At 63.0% G+C, this 17,471-nt stretch carries 23 protein-coding genes; 17 read left to right on the forward strand and 6 right to left on the reverse strand.

Annotation, left to right across the window (positions count from 1 at the left end; translation table 11 throughout):
• The first annotated feature begins 22 nt into the window (after positions 1–22).
• The 6 genes from JN756_RS30110 to JN756_RS30135 all read left to right on the forward strand — a co-directional run bounded on the left by JN756_RS30110 (position 23) and on the right by JN756_RS30135 (position 5,020).
• Complete coding sequence (locus tag JN756_RS30110) at positions 23–928, forward strand: energy transducer TonB (protein ID WP_017844999.1); 906 nt, start codon at positions 23–25, stop codon at positions 926–928.
• Positions 929–1,125: 197 nt separating this feature from the next.
• The gene (locus JN756_RS30115; protein WP_017845000.1) at positions 1,126–1,695 is read left to right on the forward strand and encodes a YqgE/AlgH family protein; all 570 of its coding nucleotides are present in this window, start codon (positions 1,126–1,128) and stop codon (positions 1,693–1,695) included.
• Positions 1,695–2,132 (forward strand): Holliday junction resolvase RuvX, encoded by a 438-nt coding sequence (ruvX, locus tag JN756_RS30120; protein WP_005792259.1) that lies wholly within the window; start codon positions 1,695–1,697, stop codon positions 2,130–2,132. The genes JN756_RS30115 and ruvX overlap by 1 nt, the downstream gene beginning before the upstream one ends.
• Positions 2,133–2,216: 84 nt before the next feature.
• A complete protein-coding gene (gene pyrR / locus JN756_RS30125) occupies positions 2,217–2,723 on the forward strand; it encodes a bifunctional pyr operon transcriptional regulator/uracil phosphoribosyltransferase PyrR (RefSeq protein ID WP_017845001.1) in 507 nt (168 codons plus the stop codon).
• 24 nt (positions 2,724–2,747) lie between these two features.
• The gene (locus JN756_RS30130; protein ID WP_017845002.1) at positions 2,748–3,752 is read left to right on the forward strand and encodes an aspartate carbamoyltransferase catalytic subunit; all 1,005 of its coding nucleotides are present in this window, start codon (positions 2,748–2,750) and stop codon (positions 3,750–3,752) included.
• Positions 3,749–5,020, forward strand: coding sequence for a dihydroorotase (locus tag JN756_RS30135; RefSeq protein WP_057003953.1), 1,272 nt, complete (start codon positions 3,749–3,751; stop codon positions 5,018–5,020). The genes JN756_RS30130 and JN756_RS30135 overlap by 4 nt, the downstream gene beginning before the upstream one ends.
• A gap of 133 nt (positions 5,021–5,153) precedes the next feature.
• Here the strand turns inward: JN756_RS30135 and JN756_RS30140 are convergent, their stop codons facing one another.
• A complete protein-coding gene (locus tag JN756_RS30140; RefSeq protein ID WP_017845004.1) occupies positions 5,154–5,582 on the reverse strand; it encodes a TM2 domain-containing protein in 429 nt (142 codons plus the stop codon).
• 250 nt (positions 5,583–5,832) lie between these two features.
• On the opposite strand from JN756_RS30140, the gene JN756_RS30145 reads away from it, so the two are divergent.
• On the forward strand, positions 5,833–6,468 hold the full coding sequence (locus tag JN756_RS30145) for a C40 family peptidase (protein ID WP_046381760.1): 636 nt from the start codon (positions 5,833–5,835) through the stop codon (positions 6,466–6,468).
• A gap of 75 nt (positions 6,469–6,543) precedes the next feature.
• Here the strand turns inward: JN756_RS30145 and JN756_RS30150 are convergent, their stop codons facing one another.
• Complete coding sequence (locus JN756_RS30150) at positions 6,544–7,578, reverse strand: type IV pilus twitching motility protein PilT (protein ID WP_046381759.1); 1,035 nt, start codon at positions 7,576–7,578, stop codon at positions 6,544–6,546.
• Positions 7,579–7,635: 57 nt separating this feature from the next.
• On the opposite strand from JN756_RS30150, the gene JN756_RS30155 reads away from it, so the two are divergent.
• The 9 genes from JN756_RS30155 (at position 7,636) to JN756_RS30195 (ending at position 14,264) form a co-directional block, all read left to right on the forward strand.
• A complete protein-coding gene (locus tag JN756_RS30155) occupies positions 7,636–8,322 on the forward strand; it encodes a YggS family pyridoxal phosphate-dependent enzyme (RefSeq protein WP_017845007.1) in 687 nt (228 codons plus the stop codon).
• 33 nt (positions 8,323–8,355) lie between these two features.
• Complete coding sequence (gene proC, locus JN756_RS30160; protein WP_017845008.1) at positions 8,356–9,174, forward strand: pyrroline-5-carboxylate reductase; 819 nt, start codon at positions 8,356–8,358, stop codon at positions 9,172–9,174.
• A 39-nt stretch (positions 9,175–9,213) separates the two neighbouring features.
• On the forward strand, positions 9,214–9,801 hold the full coding sequence (locus JN756_RS30165; RefSeq protein WP_017845009.1) for a YggT family protein: 588 nt from the start codon (positions 9,214–9,216) through the stop codon (positions 9,799–9,801).
• 104 nt (positions 9,802–9,905) lie between these two features.
• Positions 9,906–11,045 carry a homoserine O-succinyltransferase MetX gene (gene metX / locus JN756_RS30170; RefSeq protein ID WP_046381757.1) on the forward strand — a complete coding sequence of 380 codons (1,140 nt, stop codon included), beginning with the start codon at positions 9,906–9,908 and terminating at the stop codon, positions 11,043–11,045.
• A 7-nt stretch (positions 11,046–11,052) separates the two neighbouring features.
• Positions 11,053–11,673, forward strand: coding sequence for a methionine biosynthesis protein MetW (metW, locus tag JN756_RS30175; protein WP_017845011.1), 621 nt, complete (start codon positions 11,053–11,055; stop codon positions 11,671–11,673).
• 21 nt (positions 11,674–11,694) lie between these two features.
• Complete coding sequence (locus JN756_RS30180) at positions 11,695–12,129, forward strand: DUF4426 domain-containing protein (protein WP_201021623.1); 435 nt, start codon at positions 11,695–11,697, stop codon at positions 12,127–12,129.
• Positions 12,126–12,722 (forward strand): RdgB/HAM1 family non-canonical purine NTP pyrophosphatase, encoded by a 597-nt coding sequence (gene rdgB, locus JN756_RS30185; RefSeq protein WP_026139793.1) that lies wholly within the window; start codon positions 12,126–12,128, stop codon positions 12,720–12,722. Before JN756_RS30180 ends, rdgB begins: the two co-directional genes overlap by 4 nt.
• Complete coding sequence (gene hemW / locus JN756_RS30190; RefSeq protein WP_046381755.1) at positions 12,719–13,921, forward strand: radical SAM family heme chaperone HemW; 1,203 nt, start codon at positions 12,719–12,721, stop codon at positions 13,919–13,921. Before rdgB ends, hemW begins: the two co-directional genes overlap by 4 nt.
• 19 nt (positions 13,922–13,940) lie before the next feature.
• Complete coding sequence (locus JN756_RS30195; RefSeq protein ID WP_003176691.1) at positions 13,941–14,264, forward strand: DUF3392 domain-containing protein; 324 nt, start codon at positions 13,941–13,943, stop codon at positions 14,262–14,264.
• 143 nt (positions 14,265–14,407) lie between these two features.
• Here JN756_RS30195 and trmB read toward each other — a convergent pair whose 3' ends face one another.
• The 4 genes from trmB to JN756_RS30215 all read right to left on the reverse strand — a co-directional run bounded on the left by trmB (position 14,408) and on the right by JN756_RS30215 (position 16,669).
• On the reverse strand, positions 14,408–15,133 hold the full coding sequence (gene trmB, locus JN756_RS30200; protein WP_017845015.1) for a tRNA (guanosine(46)-N7)-methyltransferase TrmB: 726 nt from the start codon (positions 15,131–15,133) through the stop codon (positions 14,408–14,410).
• 9 nt (positions 15,134–15,142) lie between these two features.
• A complete protein-coding gene (locus JN756_RS30205; RefSeq protein ID WP_017845016.1) occupies positions 15,143–15,937 on the reverse strand; it encodes a thiazole synthase in 795 nt (264 codons plus the stop codon).
• Between the two features lie 65 nt (positions 15,938–16,002).
• The gene (gene thiS / locus JN756_RS30210) at positions 16,003–16,203 is read right to left on the reverse strand and encodes a sulfur carrier protein ThiS (RefSeq protein WP_046381754.1); all 201 of its coding nucleotides are present in this window, start codon (positions 16,201–16,203) and stop codon (positions 16,003–16,005) included.
• An 85-nt stretch (positions 16,204–16,288) separates the two neighbouring features.
• Positions 16,289–16,669 carry a DUF423 domain-containing protein gene (locus JN756_RS30215; protein WP_017845018.1) on the reverse strand — a complete coding sequence of 127 codons (381 nt, stop codon included), beginning with the start codon at positions 16,667–16,669 and terminating at the stop codon, positions 16,289–16,291.
• A gap of 74 nt (positions 16,670–16,743) precedes the next feature.
• Between JN756_RS30215 and mtgA the strand changes: the two genes are divergently transcribed.
• Entirely contained in the window at positions 16,744–17,466 is a 723-nt protein-coding gene (gene mtgA / locus JN756_RS30220; protein WP_046487827.1) for a monofunctional biosynthetic peptidoglycan transglycosylase, read from the forward strand.
• The last annotated feature ends 5 nt before the right edge of the window (positions 17,467–17,471 follow it).

Here is a 17,471-nt window from a genome sequence, read left to right on the forward strand (position 1 = left end):
ACGCGATGTTGGTTTTCTTGTCATGACACTCCCGTCCGATCTGCCCTTCGAACCCTCCCCCAGCGGCGTGCGCCCGGCTGATCGGCTCGGATTTACCCTGTTTCTCGCGGCATTGATCCACCTGGCGCTGATCCTCGGCGTGGGTTTCACCATGGTCGAACCCAAGCAAATCACCAAGACCCTGGAAATCACCCTCGCCACGTTCAAGAGCGAAAAGAAGCCCGAGAAGGCCGATTTTCTCGCCCAGGACAATCAGCAAGGCAGCGGCACGCTGGACAAGAAAGCCGTGCCCAAGACCACCGAAGTGGCGCCGTTCCAGGACAACAAGGTAAATAAAGTCTCCCCGCCACCGACGCCCAAGCCCGAAGTCCCCCAGGCCGCGCCCAAGCCTGTGGTGACCACCGTCGCGCCGAAACCGCAAAAAGCCGCGACCCAGCGCGAGAAAACCAAGACCGAACCGCGACCCGAGCCCGTCAAGCCGGCGCCGACCTTCGACAGCTCGCAGCTCTCCGACCAGATCTCCAGCCTCGAAGCCGAACTGGCCAATGAGCAACAGCTGTACGCCAAGCGCCCGCGCATCTACCGCCTGAACGCGGCGTCCACCATGCGCGACAAAGGCGCCTGGTATAAGGACGAGTGGCGCAAGAAGGTCGAACGCATCGGCAACCTCAACTACCCGGACGAGGCCCGCCGCCAGCAGATTTATGGCAATTTGCGCTTGCTGGTGTCGATCAACCGCGACGGCACGTTATATGAAGTGCAGGTACTCGAATCGTCCGGCCAGCCGCTGCTGGACCAGGCCGCCCAGCGCATCGTGCGCCTGGCCGCGCCCTTTGCGCCGTTCAGCGGCGACCTGAATGACGTGGACCGCCTGGAAATCATCCGCACCTGGCGGTTTGCCAAGGGCGATCGCCTGTCCAGCAACTGATAACCCCAATCAACACCAATCACTGTAGGAGCGAGCTTGCTCGCGAAAAACTTGAGAGCGACGCGGTTCTACCTGGAGCACTTCGTTATCGTTGGCGTTTTTCGCGAGCAAGCTCGCTCCTACAGAAAAGGCGGCGGCGCTGTATTCGGATCACTCCCAGCTTGTCAGTTCGCCCCTCCAACGCCACACTAGCGGACATGAAAAATGTCAGCCCGACCTACCTCAAGCACCAATTCCTGATCGCCATGCCCCATATGGCCGACCCGAACTTTGCGCAGACCTTGACCTACATTGTCGAGCACACGGCCAATGGTGCCATGGGGTTGGTGGTGAACCGCCCGCAAGAGCTGAACCTGGCCGATATCCTCGAGCAACTGCGCCCGGAGATCGACCCGCCAGCCCGCTGCCAGGGCGTGCCGATCTATATCGGCGGGCCGGTGCAGACCGATCGCGGCTTTGTGCTGCACCCGACCGGGCCGAAATTCCAGGCCACGGTGGACCTCGACGGCGTGTCGCTGTCCACATCCCAGGATGTGTTGTTCGCCATCGCCGACGGCGTCGGCCCCGAACAGAGCGTGATCACCCTCGGCTACGCTGGCTGGGAAGCCGGGCAACTGGAGGCCGAGCTGGCCAGTAACGCCTGGCTGACCTGCCCCTACGATGCCGACATTCTGTTCAACACTGCCGCCGAGCTGCGCCTGGACGCGGCCGCGGCCAAGCTGCGGGTCAACCTCAGCCTGCTGACCAGCCAGGCGGGGCACGCCTGATGGCCTTGCGTCTGATCCTCGGTTTTGACTACGGCACCAAACAGATCGGCGTCGCTGTCGGCCAGGTCATCACTGGCCAGGCCCGCGAGCTGTGTACCTTGAAAGCCCAGAACGGCATACCGGACTGGAACCAGGTCGAAGCCCTGATCAAGGAGTGGAAGCCCGACGCGGTGGTGGTCGGCCTGCCCTTGAACATGGACGGCACCCCCAGCGACATGTGCCTGCGCGCCGAAAAGTTCGCGCGCCGCCTCAACGGCCGCTACAACCTGCCTTTTTATACCCACGACGAGCGCCTGACGACCTTCGAAGCCAAGGGTGAGCGCCGCGACCGTGGCGGGCAGAAAGGCAGCTACCGCGACAACCCGGTGGACGCCATCGCCGCGGCCTTGCTGTTGCAGGGTTGGCTGGATGAAAACACCGCGTTATTTGAATCCTGACTGACGCGGCTTGCCGCGTCTTTTTACGTTTGAGCCCGGTCCTTGCTGGCAAACCCTGCCGCGCAAGGCCTTGAAGGAGCGACCATGAGCCTGCCAAACCCCGCCGAACTGATCAGCCAGATGGCGATTCGCCTCAAGGCCCACCTGAAACACCGTGGCATCAGCGAGCCGCGCTTCATCGGCATTCGCACGGGTGGCGTGTGGGTGGCCCAGGCGCTGCTGCAAGAGCTGGGCAACGATTCGCCGCTGGGTACGCTGGATGTGTCCTTCTACCGCGACGACTTCAGCCAGAACGGCCTGCACCCGCAAGTGCGCCCGTCGGCCCTGCCGTTCGAGATCGAAGGCCAGCACCTGGTGCTGATCGACGACGTGCTGATGAGCGGCCGCACCGTCCGTGCCGCGCTGAACGAGCTGTTCGACTACGGCCGCCCCGCCAGCGTGACCCTGGTCTGCCTGCTGGACCTGGACGCCGGCGAGCTGCCGATCAGCCCGGATGTGGTCGGCGCGACCCTGTCGCTTTCAGCCCAGCAGCGGGTAAAATTGTCCGGTCCCACGCCGCTCGTACTCGAACTGCAAGACCTTGCCCTTTAACCCGCCTTGTAAAGAGTCCCCGCGATGACGCCTCTAGATGCCAAGCGCCCGCTGCAGCTCAATGCTCAGGGCCAGCTGCAACACTTCTTGTCCCTCGACGGTTTGCCCCGCGAACTGCTCACCGAAATCCTCGACACCGCCGACTCGTTCCTCGAAGTCGGTGGCCGCGCGGTGAAGAAGGTCCCGCTGCTGCGCGGCAAGACCATCTGCAATGTGTTCTTCGAGAACTCCACGCGCACCCGCACCACCTTCGAACTGGCGGCCCAGCGCCTGTCGGCCGACGTGATCACACTGAACGTGTCGACCTCGTCGGCGAGCAAGGGCGAGACCCTGCTCGACACCCTGCGCAACCTTGAAGCGATGGCCGCCGACATGTTCGTGGTGCGCCACGGCGACTCCGGCGCCGCGCACTTCATCGCCGAGCACGTCTGCCCGCAGGTGGCGATCATCAACGGCGGCGACGGCCGTCACGCCCACCCGACCCAGGGCATGCTCGACATGCTCACCATCCGTCGGCACAAAGGCAGCTTTGAAAACCTTTCGGTGGCCATCGTCGGCGACATCCTGCACTCGCGGGTAGCGCGCTCGAACATGCTGGCCCTGAAAACCCTGGGTTGCCCGGATATCCGCGTGATCGCGCCGAAAACCCTGCTGCCGATCGGCATCGAGCAGTACGGCGTGAAGGTCTACACCGACATGACCGAAGGCCTCAAGGATGTGGACGTGGTGATCATGCTGCGCCTGCAACGCGAACGCATGTCCGGTGGCCTGTTGCCGAGCGAAGGCGAGTTCTACCGCCTGTTCGGCCTGACCACCACGCGTCTGGCCGGAGCCAAGCCGGATGCCATCGTGATGCACCCGGGGCCGATCAACCGAGGGGTGGAGATCGAATCGGCGGTGGCCGACGGCAACCAGTCGGTGATTCTCAACCAGGTGACCTACGGCATCGCCATACGCATGGCGGTGCTGTCCATGGCCATGAGCGGGCAAACCGCGCAACGTCAATTCGAGCAGGAGAAGGCCCAGTGAAGCTCAGCATTCTCGGCGCCCGCGTCATTGATCCGGCCAGTGGCCTGGATCAAGTCACCGATCTTCATCTGGAAGCCGGCAAGATCATCGCCATCGGCGCTGCGCCCGCTGGCTTCAGCGCCAGTGAGACCCTCGACGCCAAGGGCCTGGTGGCCGCGCCTGGCCTGGTCGACCTGAACGTCGCCCTGCGCGAGCCGGGTTACAGCCGCAAAGGCAACATCACCAGCGAAACCCGCGCCGCCGCCGCCGGTGGCGTCACCAGCCTGTGCTGCCCGCCGCACACCAAACCGGTGCTGGACACCTCGGCCGTGGCCGAGCTGATCCTCGACCGCGCCCGCGAAGCCGGCAATTGCAAAGTGTTCCCCATCGGCGCCCTGAGCAAAGGCCTGGAAGGCGAGCAACTGGCCGAACTGATCGCGCTGCGCGATGCCGGTTGCGTGGCCTTCGGCAACGGCCTGGAGAGTTTCCGCAGCACCCGCACGCTGTGCCGTGCCCTGGAATACGCGGCCACCTTCGACCTGACGGTGATCTTCCACTCCCAGGACCGCGACCTGGCCGAAGGCGGCCTGGCCCATGAAGGCGCCGTGGCCAGCTTCCTCGGCCTGCCGGGCATCCCGGAGACCGCGGAAACCGTGGCCCTGGCCCGCGATCTGCTGCTGGTGGAACAAAGCGGCGTGCGCGCGCACTTCAGCCAACTGACCAGCGCCCGCGGCGTCGCCCTGATCGCCCAGGCCCAGGCCCGTGGGTTGCCGGTGACGGCGGACGTGGCGCTGTATCAGTTGATCCTGACGGACGAGGCGCTGATCGACTTCTCCAGCCTGTATCACGTACAACCGCCGCTGCGCACCCGTGCCGACCGCGAGGGTTTGCGCGCGGCGGTGAAGTCCGGTGTGGTGTCGGCGATTTCCAGCCATCACCAGCCCCACGAGCGCGATGCCAAGCTGGCACCGTTCGGCGCGACCGAGCCGGGTATCAGCAGCGTCGAGCTGTTGCTGCCGTTGGCGATGACGCTGGTGGAGGATGGCTTGCTCGACCTGCCGACGCTGCTGGCGCGCCTGAGTGCAGGCCCTGCCGAAGCCTTGCGCCTGCCAGCGGGCAAGTTGGCGGTGGGGGCGGCGGCAGACCTGGTGCTGTTCGATCCGGCCAGCTCGACGATTGCCGGCGAGCACTGGCTGTCCAAGGGCGAAAACTGCCCGTTCATCGGCCATAGCCTGCCGGCGAGCGTGCGCTACACCCTGGTGGACGGACGCATCAGCTACCAGGCCTAAAGCGGGCTCGGTAAAAAATGTGGGAGGGGGCTTGCCCCCGATAGCAGTGGGTCAGCTACAGATAAGCTGACTGGTCCACCGCCATCGGGGGCAAGCCCCCTCCCACATTGGGTTCTCTATAGAGCTTGAGAGATCAGCGCCCGCCTCTTAGCTCGGCGTTACGGATCGATATCTGCGTATTCAACGTCCAGAAGTCATACAGCACCCCCACCAGGAACAGGCCGCCGGTCAGCAGGTACAGCAGGCCGGTGATCCATTTGCCCTGGTACATCCGGTGTACACCGAACACCCCGAGAAACGCCAACAGAATCCAGGCCACGTTGTATTCGATCGGGCCGGCGGTAAAACGCAGGTCGGCTTCACGGTCCATCGCCGGAATCAGGAACAAGTCGATCAGCCAGCCAATACCCAGCAAGCCCAACGTGAAAAACCAGATCGTCCCGGTGACGGGTTTGCCGTAATAGAAGCGATGCGCCCCGGTAAAACCAAAAATCCAGAGCAGGTAACCGATCACCTTGCTGTGGGTGTCTTGCTGCGAAACATCCTGTCGATAGGTGTTCATGGCGTACCTCTTTTGCTGCGATAGATAAATTTTTTCACTTTCTTTGTGACTTTTTTACATGCACCCGACGTATGGCCGATGGTATCTTCGCTCCCCTGAAAGCCTGATGCCACCTGACTTGTGTAGGACAATTGCGGCGATTCGTCGCGTATTTCCTGAGTTTGACCCCAAGGTTCAGTCGACAAACGGCCTGAGAACGACACAAAAAGCTGTTATAAAGTTGCGCGCAAACCCATAAGAGCCACGCCTAATGCGACCATTTTTCAAGACATGGCTAACCATTTGCCTATTAATGCCACTGGCCGCCCACGCCACCAATCGTGAGCAACGACTTCCTAACGTCAACGGCTTCACCCCGAAAGTCCACAGCACACCCAGCACGGCCAAATCCGTAAAGCCTACCGTCAGCCGCCCGACTCAACTGAGCAAGGCCCACGGTAAGGCAACACCCGGCCTGATGGCGGGTAACACCAAGCAAAGCAGCACCGTCCTCAGCCGCGCCGTGAATGTGCTCGGTACACCTTATCGTTGGGGCGGCAGCAGCCCAAGTAAAGGGTTCGACTGCAGCGGCCTGGTAAAATATGCATTCAACGACGTTGCCGCGGTGGATTTGCCACGCACCTCCAACGCCATGGCCGCCGGCCACGGGCAGAAGGTTGACCGCAAGGACTTGAAGCCGGGCGACCTGCTGTTCTTCAAACTGAAGAGCCGCCGGGTTAACCACGTTGCCATCTACCTGGGCAACGACCGCTTTATCCACGCACCGCGCCGTGGCAAGTCGGTCAGCATCGATACCCTGAAGAAGCCGTTCTGGGACAAGAACTACGTGATCGCCAAGCGGGTTCTGCCGAAAGAACAGAACAACCTGCGGATCGTCCAACGCTGATCTGAAGCTGGAATACAGTACCCATGTGGGAGGGGCTTGCCCCCTCCCTCATTTGATTTCATTGCCCACAAGATCTCATATGTCTGTCGGCACCCTCGCCTTCTCCCGCGCCGCCTCCCGGCTGATCACGCCCTGCGTGACCAAGGCCTTCAAGCGCATATCCAACGTCTGCATCCCCGATGCGCCACCGGTCTGAATCGCCGATACGATCTGCGCCACCTTGTCTTCGCGGATCAAATTGCGAATGGCGGGCGTACACAGCATGATTTCATGGGCCGCCACGCGCCCGCCGCCGATCTTCTTGACCAACACCTGGGACACCACCGCCTGCAGCGACTCCGAGAGCATCGAGCGGACCATGGGCTTTTCTCCCGCCGGAAACACGTCCACCAGGCGATCCACGGTCTTGGCCGCCGACGCGGTGTGCAGGGTGCCGAAGACCAGATGCCCGGTCTCAGCCGCCGTCAGCGCCAGGCGGATGGTTTCCAGGTCACGCAGTTCACCCACCAGGATCACATCCGGGTCTTGCCGCAGTGCCGAACGCAAGGCCGCCGAAAAACTGTGGGTGTCGCGGTGCACCTGGCGCTGGTTGATCAGGGCCCGGCAGGGCTGGTGGATGAACTCGATGGGGTCTTCCAAGGTGAGGATGTGCTGGCGCCGGTGCTGGTTGAGGTGATCGATCAGCGCCGCCAGGGTGGTCGACTTGCCCGAGCCGGTGGGCCCGGTCACCAGCACCAGGCCGCGCGGCAGTTGGGCGATACGTTGGAACACCGCGCCCAACCCGAGGTTTTCCAGGCTCTGGACCTGGGCGGGGATGTTGCGAAACACCGCGCCCATGCCACGCGCCTGCTGGAACACATTCACCCGGAATCGCCCGACACCGGGCAGTTCGAAGGCGAAATCCGTTTCAAGAGATGTTTCGAAATCCTTTTGTTGGTACTGGTTGAGCAAAGGGCTGAGCAAATCCGCCACGTGCGTGGGTGACAGCACTGGCCCATCCAGGGACCAGACCTCGCCATCCATCCGCAGCATCGGTGCGAGGCCGGCCGACAGGTGCAGGTCGGAGGCGCCCCGGCGCACGCTGTGCGTGAGTAATTCAGTGATATCCATAGGGCTTTCCATTTCCAGTAGAATGCCGCGGACTCCATATCCACGGGCGCATCTTGAATGTCGACGATAGCAGACAACATTGGCCAGGTTCGCCAGCGCATCCGCGCCGCAGCCGACGCCGTGCAACGTGACGCAAACAGCATCCACCTGCTGGCCGTGAGCAAGACCAAGCCCGCGCAAGCCGTGCGCGAAGCCTATGCCGCGGGGATGTGCGATTTCGGCGAAAACTACCTGCAGGAAGCCTTGGGCAAACAGGCCGAATTAACCGACCTGCCCTTGAGTTGGCACTTCATCGGCCCCATTCAATCGAACAAGACTCGCGCGATCGCCGAGAACTTCGCTTGGGTGCATTCCGTGGACCGCCTGAAAATCGCACAACGCTTGTCCGAACAACGCCCGGCCGACCTGGCGCCGCTGAACATCTGCATCCAGGTCAACGTCAGTGGCGAAGCCAGCAAGTCCGGCTGCACGCCCGCCGACCTGCCGGCGCTGGCCAACGCGATCAGCGCCCTGCCGCGCTTGAAGTTGCGCGGTTTGATGGCGATCCCTGAACCGACCGAAGACCGCGCCGCACAGGATGCAGCGTTCGCCGCCGTCCGCGACCTGCAGGCCAGTTTGAACCTGCCGCTCGACACACTTTCCATGGGCATGAGCCACGACCTCGAGTCGGCCATCGCCCAAGGCGCCACCTGGGTGCGGATCGGTACCGCCCTGTTTGGCGCCCGCGACTACGGTCAGCCGTGAAATGGCCGACTTCCCACTGAATAAGGACCTGTCATGAGCAACACGCGTATTGCCTTTATCGGCGCCGGCAACATGGCGGCCAGCCTGATCGGCGGCCTGCGGGCCAAGGGCCTGCAAGCCCAACAGATCCGCGCCAGCGATCCGGGCGCCGAAACCCGCGCCCGCGTCAGCGCCGAACACGGTATCGACACCTTCGCCGACAACGCCGAGGCCATCCAGGGCGTCGACGTGATCGTGCTGGCGGTCAAGCCGCAAGCCATGAAAGCCGTGTGCGAAAGCCTGCGCCCGAGCCTGCAGCCGCACCAGTTGGTGGTGTCCATCGCCGCCGGCATCACCTGCGCCAGCATGAACCGCTGGCTCGGCGCCCAGCCCATCGTGCGCTGCATGCCCAACACCCCGGCGCTGCTGCGCAAAGGCGTGAGCGGTTTGTATGCCACCGCCCAGGTGAGCGCCGAACAGCGCGACCAGGCCCAGGAACTGCTGTCCGCCGTGGGCATCGCCCTGTGGCTGGAACAGGAAGAGCAACTGGACGCGGTGACCGCCGTCTCCGGCAGCGGCCCGGCCTACTTCTTCCTGCTGATCGAAGCCATGACCGCCGCCGGCGTGAAACTGGGCCTGAGCCGGGACATCGCCGAGCAACTGGCCGCGCAAACCGCCCTGGGAGCCGCGCAGATGGCCGTGACCAGCGACGTGGATGCCGCCGAACTGCGCCGCCGCGTGACCTCCCCCGGCGGCACCACGCAAGCCGCCATTGAATCGTTCCAGGCCGGGGGCTTCGAAGCCCTGGTGGAAAAAGCACTGGGTGCCGCGGCACATCGTTCGGCCGAGATGGCCGAGCAACTGGGCAAATAGTCGTCCCCAACCTGCAACTGGACTAGATAGGAATCGAACATGCTCGGAATCAATGACGCTGCCATTTTCATCATCCAGACCCTGGGCAGCCTGTACCTGCTGATCGTGCTGATGCGCTTTATCCTGCAACTGGTGCGGGCGAACTTCTACAACCCGCTGTGCCAGTTCGTGGTGAAGGCCACCCAGCCGCTGCTCAAGCCCCTGCGCCGGGTGATCCCGAGCCTGTTCGGGCTGGACATGTCCTCGCTGGTGCTGGCGCTGCTGCTGCAGATCCTGCTGTTCGCGGTGATCCTGATGCTCAACGGCTACCAGGCCTTGACCCTGCTGCTGCTGCCATGGGCGCTGATCGGGGTTTTCTCGCTGTTTTTGAAGATCCTCTTCTGGTCGATGATCATCAGCGTGATCCTCTCGTGGGTCGCACCCGGCAGCCGCAGCCCTGGGGCCGAGCTGGTCGCGCAGATCACCGAACCGGTGCTGGCGCCGTTCCGCCGGTTGATCCCCAACCTGGGCGGTCTGGACATCTCGCCGATCTTCGCGTTTATCGCGATCCAGCTCCTGCAAAGCTGGGTGATCCCGCGCCTGGCGTTCTATGCATTCATGCCCAAAGAGCTGTTCGGGCTGATCTGATTCAGCCCCGCTTGCGTGTCAGGGCCGGATAACCTCCGGCCTTTGCTTGCCGCTAGGGGCAGCGGTCTTTAGACTTACGCCTCATTTAAACGAGAGCAGGGTCGATGCCAGCTGCCTTTCCCCCCGATTCTGTTGGACTGGTCGTGCCCCAAATGGCGCACTTCAGCGAACCGCTGGCCCTGGCCTGCGGACGTTCGCTGCCAGCCTACGACCTGATCTATGAAACCTACGGCCAGTTGAACGCCACGGCGAGCAACGCCGTGCTGATCTGCCACGCCTTGTCCGGCCATCATCACGCCGCGGGCTTCCACAGCGTCGACGAGCGCAAGCCCGGCTGGTGGGACAGCTGCATCGGCCCCGGCAAGCCCATCGATACCAACAAGTTCTTTGTGGTCAGCCTGAACAACCTCGGCGGCTGCAACGGCTCGACCGGCCCCAGCAGCCTCAACCCGGAAACCGGCAAGCCCTTCGGCGCCGACTTCCCGGTGCTGACCGTAGAAGACTGGGTCCACAGCCAGGCGCGCCTGGCCGACCGGCTGGGCATCCAGCAATGGGCCGCCGTGATCGGCGGCAGCCTCGGCGGCATGCAGGCCCTGCAGTGGACCATCACTTACCCCGATCGCGTGCGCCATTGCCTGGCCATCGCCTCGGCCCCCAAGTTGTCGGCGCAGAACATCGCCTTCAACGAAGTGGCGCGCCAGGCGATCCTGACCGACCCGGACTTCCACGGCGGCTCGTTCCAGGAAGCCGGCGTGATCCCCAAGCGCGGCTTGATGCTGGCGCGGATGGTTGGGCATATCACCTACCTGTCCGACGATTCCATGGGCGAGAAATTCGGCCGCGGCCTCAAGAGCGAGAAACTCAACTACGATTTCCACAGCGTCGAGTTCCAGGTGGAAAGCTACCTGCGCTATCAGGGCGAAGAGTTCTCCGGGCGGTTTGACGCCAACACCTACCTGCTGATGACCAAGGCCCTGGACTACTTCGACCCGGCCGCCAACTTCGACGACGACCTGGCGAAAACCTTCGAGGGCGCGTCGGCCAAGTTCTGCGTGATGTCGTTCACCACCGACTGGCGCTTCTCGCCGGCCCGCTCGCGGGAACTGGTGGATGCCTTGATGGCGGCGAAGAAAGACGTCTGCTACCTGGAAATCGATGCTCCGCAAGGCCACGACGCCTTCCTGATCCCGATTCCTCGTTATCTGCAGGCGTTCAGTAACTACATGAACCGCATAACTCTGTGAGAACGCCATGAGAGCCGACCTGGAAATCATCCAAGACTGGATACCCGCCGGCAGCCGCGTGCTCGACCTTGGCTGCGGCAATGGCGAACTGCTGAGCTGGCTGCGCGACAACAAGCAAGTCACCGGCTATGGCCTGGAAAACGACCCGGACAACATCGCCGAGTGCGTGGCCAAGGGCATCAACGTGATCGAGCAGGACCTGGACAAGGGCCTGGGCAACTTTGCCAGCAACAGCTTCGACGTCGTGGTGATGACCCAGGCCCTGCAGGCGGTGCATTACCCAGACCGCATCCTCGACGAAATGCTGCGCGTCGGCCGCCAGTGCATCATCACCTTCCCCAACTTCGGTCACTGGCGCTGCCGCTGGTACCTGGCCACCAAGGGCCGCATGCCGGTGTCGGATTTCCTGCCGTACACGTGGTACAACACTCCGAACATCCACTTTTGCACCTTCGAAGACTTCGAAGCCCTGTGTGGCGAGCGGGAAGCCAAGGTGATCAACCGCCTTGCCGTCGATCAACAGCACCGCCACGGCTGGGCGAGTAAACTATGGCCCAACCTGTTGGGTGAAATCGGGATTTACCGGGTCAGCAGCCCGGGCCTGACAGACCACAAGATCGCCGTCTAACTATTTTCGAGGAAGACGAATATGAGACGCCTGGCTGTATTTCTACTCACCGCGTGCATGGGCGTCAGCGCCATGGCCGCCGATGCCATCGACAGTAAGCGCCAGAAGGAATTTGGCGATATCACCGTACACTACAACACCTTCACCTCCAGCTTCCTGCAACCCGATACGGCCCAGGCTGTCGGCGTGGTACGCAGCAAGAACAAGGGCTTGATCAACGTGACCGTGATCAAGGGCGTGACGCCCGTGGCCGCGCAAGTGACCGGCACGATCAAAGACCTGAGCGGCAGGAGCGAAATCCTGACGTTCAAGCAGATTACCGAAAAAGGTGCGATCTATTACCTCGCGCCCTACAACGTACCGCAACAGGAAGTGCGGGTTTTCACCATCAACGTTGAAACCGGCGGCAAGGCCCATGGTTTCCAATTCAACCAGGAACTGTTTCCGGCGGACTGATGAACCTGACTCAACTCGTGCTGGCCAGCCATAACGCCGGCAAACTCAAAGAACTCCAGGCCATGCTCGGCGAGTCCGTGCAACTGCGCTCGATCGGCGAGTTCAGCCAGGTCGAGCCCGAAGAAACGGGCCTGTCGTTCGTCGAGAACGCCATCCTCAAGGCGCGCAATGCCGCGCGCCTGTCCGGCCTGCCGGCGCTGGCGGACGACTCGGGCCTGGCGGTGGACTTCCTCGGCGGCGCCCCCGGTATCTATTCGGCGCGCTATGCCGACGGCAAAGGCGACGCGGCGAACAACGCCAAGCTGCTCGACGTGCTCAAGGACGTGCCGGATGCCGAGCGTGGCGCGCAGTTCGTCTGCGTGCTGGCCCTGGTGCGACATGCCGACGATCCGTTGCCGATCCTCTGCGAAGGCCTGTGGCACGGGCGCATCCTGCATGCAGCCAGCGGCGCGCATGGGTTTGGCTACGACCCGCTGTTCTGGGTGCCGGAGCGCGATGTCTCCAGCGCCGAACTGAGCCCGGCCGACAAAAACCAGATCAGCCACCGCGCCCGCGCCATGGCTTTGCTGCGCCAGCGCCTGGGCTTGAAATGACCCAGAACACCTCCGCGCAGCCGCTGATCCACGGCGGCGCGCAAACACCACGGGCGGCCCTGCCCCATCTGCCGCCCCTGGCGCTGTACATCCACATCCCGTGGTGCGTGCGCAAATGCCCTTATTGCGACTTCAACTCCCACACCGCCAGCCCCGTGTTGCCGGAAGAAGAGTACGTCGATGCGCTGCTGGCCGACCTCGATCAGGACCTGCACGCGGTTTATGGCAGGGAACTGAGTTCGATCTTCTTCGGTGGCGGCACGCCGAGCCTGTTCAGTGCCGCCGCGCTGGGCCGTCTGCTCAAGGGCGTGGAAGCGCGCATCCCGTTTGCCGACGACATCGAGATCACCCTGGAAGCCAACCCGGGAACGTTCGAGCAAGAGAAGTTCGTGGCGTACCGCAAGCTGGGGATCAACCGCCTGTCCATCGGCATCCAGAGCTTCCAGCAGGAAAAACTCGCGGCCCTGGGCCGTATCCACAACGGCGATGAAGCCGTGCGCGCCGCCGGCATGGCGCGCCAGGCCGGGTTCGACAACTTCAACCTGGACCTGATGCATGGCTTGCCCGATCAGTCCCTGGACGACGCTCTGAGCGACCTGCGCCAGGCCATCGCGCTCAAACCGACCCATTTGTCGTGGTACCAACTGACCCTGGAGCCCAACACCGTATTCTGGAACCAGCCGCCGACGCTGCCGGAAGACGACACCCTGTGGGATATCCAGGAAGCTGGCCAGGCGCTGCTGGCCGAACACGGTTACGCGCAATATGAAGTCTCGGCCTATGCGCAACCGGGGCGAGCGGCGCGACATAACCTCAACTACTGGAGCTTCGGCGACTTCATCGGCATCGGTGCCGGCGCCCATGGCAAGCTCAGCCACCCGGACGGGCGCATCGTCCGCACCTGGAAGACCCGCGCACCGAAGGACTACCTCAACCCGGCCAAAAGCTTCCTGGCCGGCACGAACGCGCTGACCAACGAAGAGCTGCCGTTCGAGTTCCTGATGAACGCCCTGCGCCTCACCGAAGGCGTCGACGCCAAGCTCTACGCCGAACGCACCGGGCTGGCGCTGGCGAGCCTCGCACAAGGCCGCACCGAGGCAGAACAAAGTGGCTTAATGCAGGTCGAACCGTCACGCCTGGCGGCGACTGACCGCGGGCAACTCTTTCTCAATGACCTGTTGCAGAAGTTTTTGAGCTGATCGCTCTTAAGGAAATCGAATGGATTTGGTACTCGACCTGCTCGCCACCGTATCCCGCTGGAGCCGCAGCAACCTGTCGGAAATCTCCCTGGCCCTCGTCGGCTGCCTGTTGGTGCTGTTCGGCGCCGATATCAAAGGCTGGGTCGAAGCCCGCCTGGGCAGCATCGCCGGCGCCTTGCGCGTACCGTTGATGGCCCTGCTGTGCATGATCGGCAGCGGCGCCGCGCTGATCTACGCCACGCCGTGGATTGTGCGGGGGCTGAGCCAGTTCAATAACTACAGCCTGGCGCCGGTATTGGTGGTGGTGCTGGTATTGATTGGCGTCGTCGCCGACCGCCGCTGATCACAAACCCAACACAAAACCAATGTGGGAGGGGGCTTGCCCCCGATAGCAGAGTGTCAGTCAACCACTCTATGACTGACCCACCGCTATCGGGGGCAAGCCCCCTCCCACATTTTTTGACCGCATTCCAAGTTACTGGCTGATCAGTCGACTTTCTCGAACTTCAGATCCCACACCCCATGCCCCAACCGCTCGCCGCGGCGTTCGAACTTGGTGATCGGGCGCTCGGCCGGGCGTGGCACGCATTTGCCGTCTTCGGCCAGGTTGCGGTAGCCAGGGGCGACGTTCATCACTTCCAGCATGTATTCCGCATAGGGTTCCCAGTCGGTGGCCATGTGCAGGATACCGCCGACTTTCAGCTTGCTGCGCACCAGCTCCGCGAAAGACGCCTGGACGATGCGGCGCTTGTGGTGACGGCTTTTGTGCCATGGATCGGGGAAAAACAGCATCAGGCGATCGAGGCTGTTGTCGGCGATGCAGCGGTTGAGCACTTCAATCGCGTCGCAGTCGTAGACCCGCAGGTTGGTCAAACCCTGGGTCAGCACGCCATTGAGCAGCGCGCCGACACCCGGGCGATGGACTTCCACACCGATGAAATCCTGTTCCGGCGCGGCTGCGGCCATTTCCAGCAGGGAATGGCCCATGCCGAAGCCGATTTCCAGGGAGCGCGGGGCCGAACGACCGAACACTTGGTCATAGTCCACCGGCGCGTCGGCCAGGGGCAGGACGAACAGCGGCGTGCCTTGCTCCAGGCCCTTTTGCTGGCCTTCGGTCATGCGACCGGCGCGCATCACAAAGCTCTTGATGCGGCGGTGCTTGGACTCGTCGCCCTGTTCCACGGTGTTCGGCGTTTCGTTTGATTCAGTCATCAATGGCTCTTACTTGATCAGACCATCCAGCGGCGAGGAGGCGCTGGCGTAGAGTTTTTTCGGCATGCGCCCGGCGAGGTAGGCCAGGCGGCCCGCGACGATGGCGTGTTTCATGGCTTCGGCCATCATGATCGGCTGTTGGGCATTGGCGATGGCCGAATTCATCAGCACCGCTTCGCAGCCCAGCTCCATGGCGATGGTCGCGTCGGAGGCAGTGCCCACGCCCGCATCCACCAGCACCGGGATCTTGGCTTCTTCGAGGATGATCTGCAGGTTGTACGGGTTGCAGATCCCAAGGCCAGTGCCGATCAGGCCGGCCAGCGGCATCACGGCGATGCAGCCGATTTCGGCCAGTTGGCGAGCGATGATCGGGTCATCGCTGGTGTAGACCATCACGTCGAAGCCTTCCTTGACCAGGGTTTCGGCGGCCTTGAGGGTTTCGATCACGTTGGGGAACAGGGTTTTCTGGTCGGCCAGCACTTCCAGCTTCACCAGGTTGTGGCCGTCGAGCAGCTCACGGGCCAGGCGGCAGGTACGCACGGCTTCGATGGCGTCGTAGCAGCCGGCGGTGTTCGGCAGGATGGTGTAGCGGTCCGGCGGCAGGATATCCAGCAGGTTCGGTTCGCCCGGGTTCTGGCCGATGTTGGTGCGGCGCACGGCCACGGTCACGATCTCGGCGCCCGAGGCTTCGATGGCCAGGCGGGTTTCTTCCATATCGCGATACTTGCCGGTGCCTACCAGCAGACGGGACTGGTAGGTACGACCGGCCAGGACGAAGGGCTTGTCGCTACGAACGATGCTCATGGGAAATCCTCGAAGTGGGGTGAGGTTCTGCAGAATCCGGGGTGGCGCGCCTGGGCGCCGGACGACTAGCCGCCGCCGATGGCGTGGACCACTTCGACCTGGTCACCTTCGGTGAGCGCAGTCTCGACGTGTTGGCTACGCGGGACGATATCCTGGTTGAGCTCCACTGCGACGCGACGCCCGGTCAGGTCCAGACGGGTCAGCAGGGCCGCAACGGTTTCACCGTCGGGCAGTTCAAAGGGTTCGCCGTTCAACTGAATGTGCATGCCATGGGCCGCCATCGTTTTTAGGGGCAAGCATTCTAGCCCGATTGGCGTAGCTGGCCCAAGGCCCTTTGATCAGTAGCGCGCTTCAGGCCGCCTGCTGCAAGCGCCACGCCGCCAGCCCCAGGAGGAACCAACCGAGCAGAAACGCCAGGCCACCGAACGGCGTGATGATGCCGAGCTTGCTGATGCCAGTCATCGTCAGCACGTACAGGCTGCCGGAGAACAGCAGGATGCCGACGACGAACGACACGCCCGCCCACGTGACCAGGCGGCCCGGCAGGTGCGCCGCGAGCAACGCCACGCCGAACAGCGCCAGGGTGTGGACCAGTTGGTAGGTCACGCCGGTATGGAAAATCGCCAGGTACTCGGCGCTCAGGCGGTTTTTCAAGCCGTGGGCAGCGAACGCACCGAGGGCGACACCGGTGAAGCCGAAAAAAGCAGCCAGCATCAGAAAGCCACGCAGCATGAGGAACTCCAGTCAGACTCATTGGGCAGGGTCTGTATAATGGCCCGCTCAACGGGTTCGGCCAAGCCATCTCTATGCTGCGTGTCCTCTTCAGTCGTTTTCTCAAAGCCGTGAAATGGTTTGCCATCGGCAGCGTGTTGCTGGTGCTGCTGTTTCGTGTCGTACCGCCGCCGTTCACGGCGCTGATGGTGGAGCGCAAGATCGAATCCTGGTTTGACGGCGAACCGATTGACCTGCAGCGCACCTGGGTGCCGTGGGATGAGATCTCCAACGACCTCAAAGTGGCGGTGATGGCGGGTGAAGACCAGCGTTTCCCACAACATTGGGGCTTCGATTTCGGCGCGATCCAGGCGGCGCTCCTGCACAACGAGCGCGGCGGCTCGATCCGCGGCGCCAGTACGCTGAGCCAGCAGGTATCGAAGAACCTGTTCCTGTGGTCCGGCCGCAGTTATCTGCGCAAGGGCCTGGAGGCCTGGTTTACCGGGCTGATCGAGGTGCTGTGGCCCAAGCAGCGGATCCTTGAGGTGTACCTCAACAGCGTGGAATGGGATGAAGGGGTGTTCGGTGCGCAAGCGGCGGCGCAGCATCACTTCGGGGTGAGTGCCAAGGCGCTTTCTCGGCAGCAGGCCAGCTACCTGGCGGCGGTGCTACCCAATCCACGGGTATGGAGCGCCAGCCATCCAACGGCCTATGTGGCACGGCGGGCGGCATGGATTCGCCAGCAGATGAGCCAATTGGGTGGGGATGGCTATCTGGTTGAGTTGAACAATTCGCGCAAGGCGCCTTGGTCCGACTGACACAA

Origin of the sequence: Pseudomonas sp. Y39-6, assembly GCF_023651955.1 — a bacterium.
GTDB classification, from domain to species: Bacteria; Pseudomonadota; Gammaproteobacteria; order Pseudomonadales; family Pseudomonadaceae; genus Aquipseudomonas; species Aquipseudomonas veronii.

Coding starts and splice junctions, on each gene's coding strand:
- JN756_RS30110 (WP_017844999.1), top strand. CDS start 23: ATGACACTCCCGTCCGATCTGCCCTTCGAACCCTCCCCCAGCGGCGTG.
- JN756_RS30115 (WP_017845000.1), top strand. CDS start 1,126: ATGAAAAATGTCAGCCCGACCTACCTCAAGCACCAATTCCTGATCGCC.
- ruvX (WP_005792259.1), top strand. CDS start 1,695: ATGGCCTTGCGTCTGATCCTCGGTTTTGACTACGGCACCAAACAGATC.
- pyrR (WP_017845001.1), top strand. CDS start 2,217: ATGAGCCTGCCAAACCCCGCCGAACTGATCAGCCAGATGGCGATTCGC.
- JN756_RS30130 (WP_017845002.1), top strand. CDS start 2,748: ATGACGCCTCTAGATGCCAAGCGCCCGCTGCAGCTCAATGCTCAGGGC.
- JN756_RS30140 (WP_017845004.1), bottom strand. CDS start 5,582: ATGAACACCTATCGACAGGATGTTTCGCAGCAAGACACCCACAGCAAG.
- JN756_RS30145 (WP_046381760.1), top strand. CDS start 5,833: ATGCGACCATTTTTCAAGACATGGCTAACCATTTGCCTATTAATGCCA.
- JN756_RS30150 (WP_046381759.1), bottom strand. CDS start 7,578: ATGGATATCACTGAATTACTCACGCACAGCGTGCGCCGGGGCGCCTCC.
- JN756_RS30155 (WP_017845007.1), top strand. CDS start 7,636: ATGTCGACGATAGCAGACAACATTGGCCAGGTTCGCCAGCGCATCCGC.
- proC (WP_017845008.1), top strand. CDS start 8,356: ATGAGCAACACGCGTATTGCCTTTATCGGCGCCGGCAACATGGCGGCC.
- JN756_RS30165 (WP_017845009.1), top strand. CDS start 9,214: ATGCTCGGAATCAATGACGCTGCCATTTTCATCATCCAGACCCTGGGC.
- metX (WP_046381757.1), top strand. CDS start 9,906: ATGCCAGCTGCCTTTCCCCCCGATTCTGTTGGACTGGTCGTGCCCCAA.
- metW (WP_017845011.1), top strand. CDS start 11,053: ATGAGAGCCGACCTGGAAATCATCCAAGACTGGATACCCGCCGGCAGC.
- JN756_RS30180 (WP_201021623.1), top strand. CDS start 11,695: ATGAGACGCCTGGCTGTATTTCTACTCACCGCGTGCATGGGCGTCAGC.
- hemW (WP_046381755.1), top strand. CDS start 12,719: ATGACCCAGAACACCTCCGCGCAGCCGCTGATCCACGGCGGCGCGCAA.
- JN756_RS30195 (WP_003176691.1), top strand. CDS start 13,941: ATGGATTTGGTACTCGACCTGCTCGCCACCGTATCCCGCTGGAGCCGC.
- trmB (WP_017845015.1), bottom strand. CDS start 15,133: ATGACTGAATCAAACGAAACGCCGAACACCGTGGAACAGGGCGACGAG.
- JN756_RS30205 (WP_017845016.1), bottom strand. CDS start 15,937: ATGAGCATCGTTCGTAGCGACAAGCCCTTCGTCCTGGCCGGTCGTACC.
- thiS (WP_046381754.1), bottom strand. CDS start 16,203: ATGCACATTCAGTTGAACGGCGAACCCTTTGAACTGCCCGACGGTGAA.
- JN756_RS30215 (WP_017845018.1), bottom strand. CDS start 16,669: ATGCTGCGTGGCTTTCTGATGCTGGCTGCTTTTTTCGGCTTCACCGGT.
- mtgA (WP_046487827.1), top strand. CDS start 16,744: ATGCTGCGTGTCCTCTTCAGTCGTTTTCTCAAAGCCGTGAAATGGTTT.